Here is a 2,681-nt window from a genome sequence, read left to right on the forward strand (position 1 = left end):
CGCTTCGCGCTTTCGTTGCTCGGGCTGCGACAGGGGCTACCGCCCCAGACCTTTGTTATGTGGGGCTGCGCCCCACGCCTGCATAGTTAATCAGTGAATGGGGGCTGTATTAAACATTTTCCTTTACTGAATTCATAGCGGCAGTAGCTAGTATTATCACCGGTGCCGATATGAAACTTAAGAAAGTAGCCAATCCCCAAGCATAACTAAAACCTTCCGGTTTAAATGGAATGTAAAAAACCCAAATCCACGAAAAAACCAGTATCACAAAAGCAATACTTCGAACAAACCGCGCTCTAGTTTTGGCAACATCACTAAACTCTGTCTTTTTAATTCTTCGATTCAAAGCAATAAATATGTATATGTACAACGCAACTGATAAAAACATTACAAGGGATTGCAAAGGGTTAATCGTAATTGCGGTTAAATCAATCATTGGGATCATAGTCTATTCCTTATTTTCTATTTCAATACAACTGAGTGGTATTTTTCTAAAACCTTTTTTGTATCTTCTACGGTTGTTAAACCAACATAGCAAAGAAGGTATTGCCATGTGGCATAAGGCATTTAATTAAAAATATCATCATGCTGCACCTCTTACGGATGCAGAAAAAACATGGCGATACGTGATATCAATCCATTCAACTATTTGGCGATTTACTTCTAAAATTTTCGCCTTCAATTTCTGGATAGCTAAATAATTCTTTAACCTGGAAAACAATCCTCCCCCTGCTCTGCTCAAGCGCTTTAACTCTTGCTCCAGCGCTTCTTTCGTCTGCTTAAATCTACCCATACGCTGACTAACTGAATACGCCACTGCGGCCTTGCAGGTTCTTGTGATGTTGGCGAGGTGCAAATCTGCAATCACTAATAAATCCAACGAATCTTGCGCGCGTTTTGTATAATTGTTTGTAGCCATTGCCTTACTCCTAATCAGTCCAAGGTTTTGGTTAGTAGGGTTTGGGTGTTACTAGCACTCAAGCCCTACATCTTTACTTTCTCGATTAACCACCGTTGTTCGTTAAAACAGGTTTTGCTGCTCAGGCTTTAGGTCTGCCGCTGTGCGTTTCACTTGACCTGTAACACACAGACAAACCAGCTCGGCCAATCCAATTGACTGGCCCATATCCACGCCCTGCCCCAAAACTTCGTGTGCTAGCGTTTTTGTAAGCCCAGCAATTAGCGATAGCGGCGCAGATTTCATAACGCAATGTTCTTCCGGGGTTAGCATGCGATAGGTGCCACCGTCCCCGGCGATCTGCACGTCAGTTGAACCATTTTTGAGGTATTCGCGGCGAACAGTGGGAGCACTTGTGCTATGCGGATAAAGCATTGGCTGATTTGAAAAACCATTGCCCTTTTCTTTATCTCTCACAATTTTTTCAACTCGCGCTTGGGTTGGTGTGCGCCACTCATACGCTGAATCGTTTGCGGGTGCCGCGCTCATTACATCGGCAAATGTTGAGTACTGACGGGTATAAGCTGGGATCGCTTCGGGAATAATTTCTGGCAGATTCTTATCAATGGCGACAAACCAGTAACGGGGTCTGTTTTCAAAAGATCCTGATTGCTCGTTGTCTAAAGTAAATTCGTAAACGTTATAGCCAAGCTCTTGCAGTACCGCCTTCAAAATAATGTAAGTCGCTGATCCTTTGGCTTCACGCACATTTTCGCTAACAATCACAGCGGGATTGATTGGCTCAAGTGATTTGAAAATGCCGTATACACCTGCCGCGTCTTCATGATTTTCGGCAACAGCCCTTTTTTTCTTGGCCAGTGATGCCTTTGTGTAAACTCGGCAGCTCATCGAGAATTGGAAAATATCAACCGGCGTCAGCTTGCGAGTGTCCAGCTCTTCCATCTTTCCATTGATGACACTGGTTTCGCGCGTTACGGCGGGATTGTTTTTTATTGCCGCATCTAAAAAACGCTGCTCCCGATCAAGTACCCAACTGGTCTTTATGGATATTCCATGCTTTTTAAATCCTTCATGAATACCCAAGGTTGACATACCTACACCGGCGCAAAACGTTCCCTCGGTAAGTTCGCCCTTACTCAAATTTTCGCGAAAACGCTTCACGCGCTCTGCTGACAGCTTGCAGACGTTGTGCAAACTAATCTCAATTACACCCTGCTTATATTCAACCACTACGCGCTCATGACCACCAAAAATAGCGCTAATGGTTTTATTGCGAATGTAGACAATTGGGGTGCCTGACGCCGTTTTACTTACAGTGAAGGTTTCTTGCGCGGCGGTTTGCTCTGGGTTATCGATCAACTCAAGAACGATAATTTTGCGATCACTCGATATGCGCCGGGTGTAGATTGCCCCTGCGGTAAAACCATTGCGCTCAAGCATCAGGTTTTCAATCCAAATGCGATGACCTTTCGATGTTTCACCAACCGCGTGATAACTGTAATCAATTGCTGCTGACATAATTCCGCTCCGATTGAAGGTTGTCGTACTTCCTTAATCTGAATTATCTAAAAATTCGCGTCTTTTGTCAACTGATTACAAGTGATATAACGTAAAATTTTCGTGTTTCGGCACTGTTTTTTTCGCGTCCGCGAAAATCCTGCTTCGATGGCACCCAATCATTTACTGATTAACTATGCAGGCGTGGGGCGCAGCCCCACATAACAAAGGTCTGGGGCGGTAGCCCCTGTCGCAGCCCGAGCAA

3 protein-coding genes are annotated in these 2,681 nt (G+C 44.6%); all 3 read right to left on the bottom strand.

Going from position 1 to position 2,681, the window contains the following annotated elements:
• Positions 1-109: 109 nt before the first annotated feature.
• The 3 genes from AWU77_RS02225 to AWU77_RS02235 all read right to left on the bottom strand — a co-directional run bounded on the left by AWU77_RS02225 (position 110) and on the right by AWU77_RS02235 (position 2,437).
• Positions 110-445 (bottom strand): hypothetical protein, encoded by a 336-nt coding sequence (locus AWU77_RS02225; protein ID WP_062058613.1) that lies wholly within the window; start codon positions 443-445, stop codon positions 110-112.
• 138 nt (positions 446-583) lie between these two features.
• A complete protein-coding gene (locus tag AWU77_RS02230; protein WP_062058616.1) occupies positions 584-919 on the bottom strand; it encodes a hypothetical protein in 336 nt (111 codons plus the stop codon).
• A gap of 102 nt (positions 920-1,021) precedes the next feature.
• Positions 1,022-2,437, bottom strand: coding sequence for a DNA cytosine methyltransferase (locus AWU77_RS02235; protein ID WP_062058624.1), 1,416 nt, complete (start codon positions 2,435-2,437; stop codon positions 1,022-1,024).
• Between the last annotated feature and the right edge of the window lie 244 nt (positions 2,438-2,681).

Origin of the sequence: Cellvibrio sp. OA-2007 (genome assembly GCF_000953825.1) — a bacterium.
Taxonomy (GTDB): Bacteria; Pseudomonadota; Gammaproteobacteria; order Pseudomonadales; family Cellvibrionaceae; genus Cellvibrio.

Excerpts from the sequence above, each read along its gene's own strand:
- AWU77_RS02235 (WP_062058624.1), bottom strand. The coding sequence starts at position 2,437 with ATGTCAGCAGCAATTGATTACAGTTATCACGCGGTTGGTGAAACATCG.
- AWU77_RS02225 (WP_062058613.1), bottom strand. The coding sequence starts at position 445 with ATGATCCCAATGATTGATTTAACCGCAATTACGATTAACCCTTTGCAA.
- AWU77_RS02230 (WP_062058616.1), bottom strand. The coding sequence starts at position 919 with ATGGCTACAAACAATTATACAAAACGCGCGCAAGATTCGTTGGATTTA.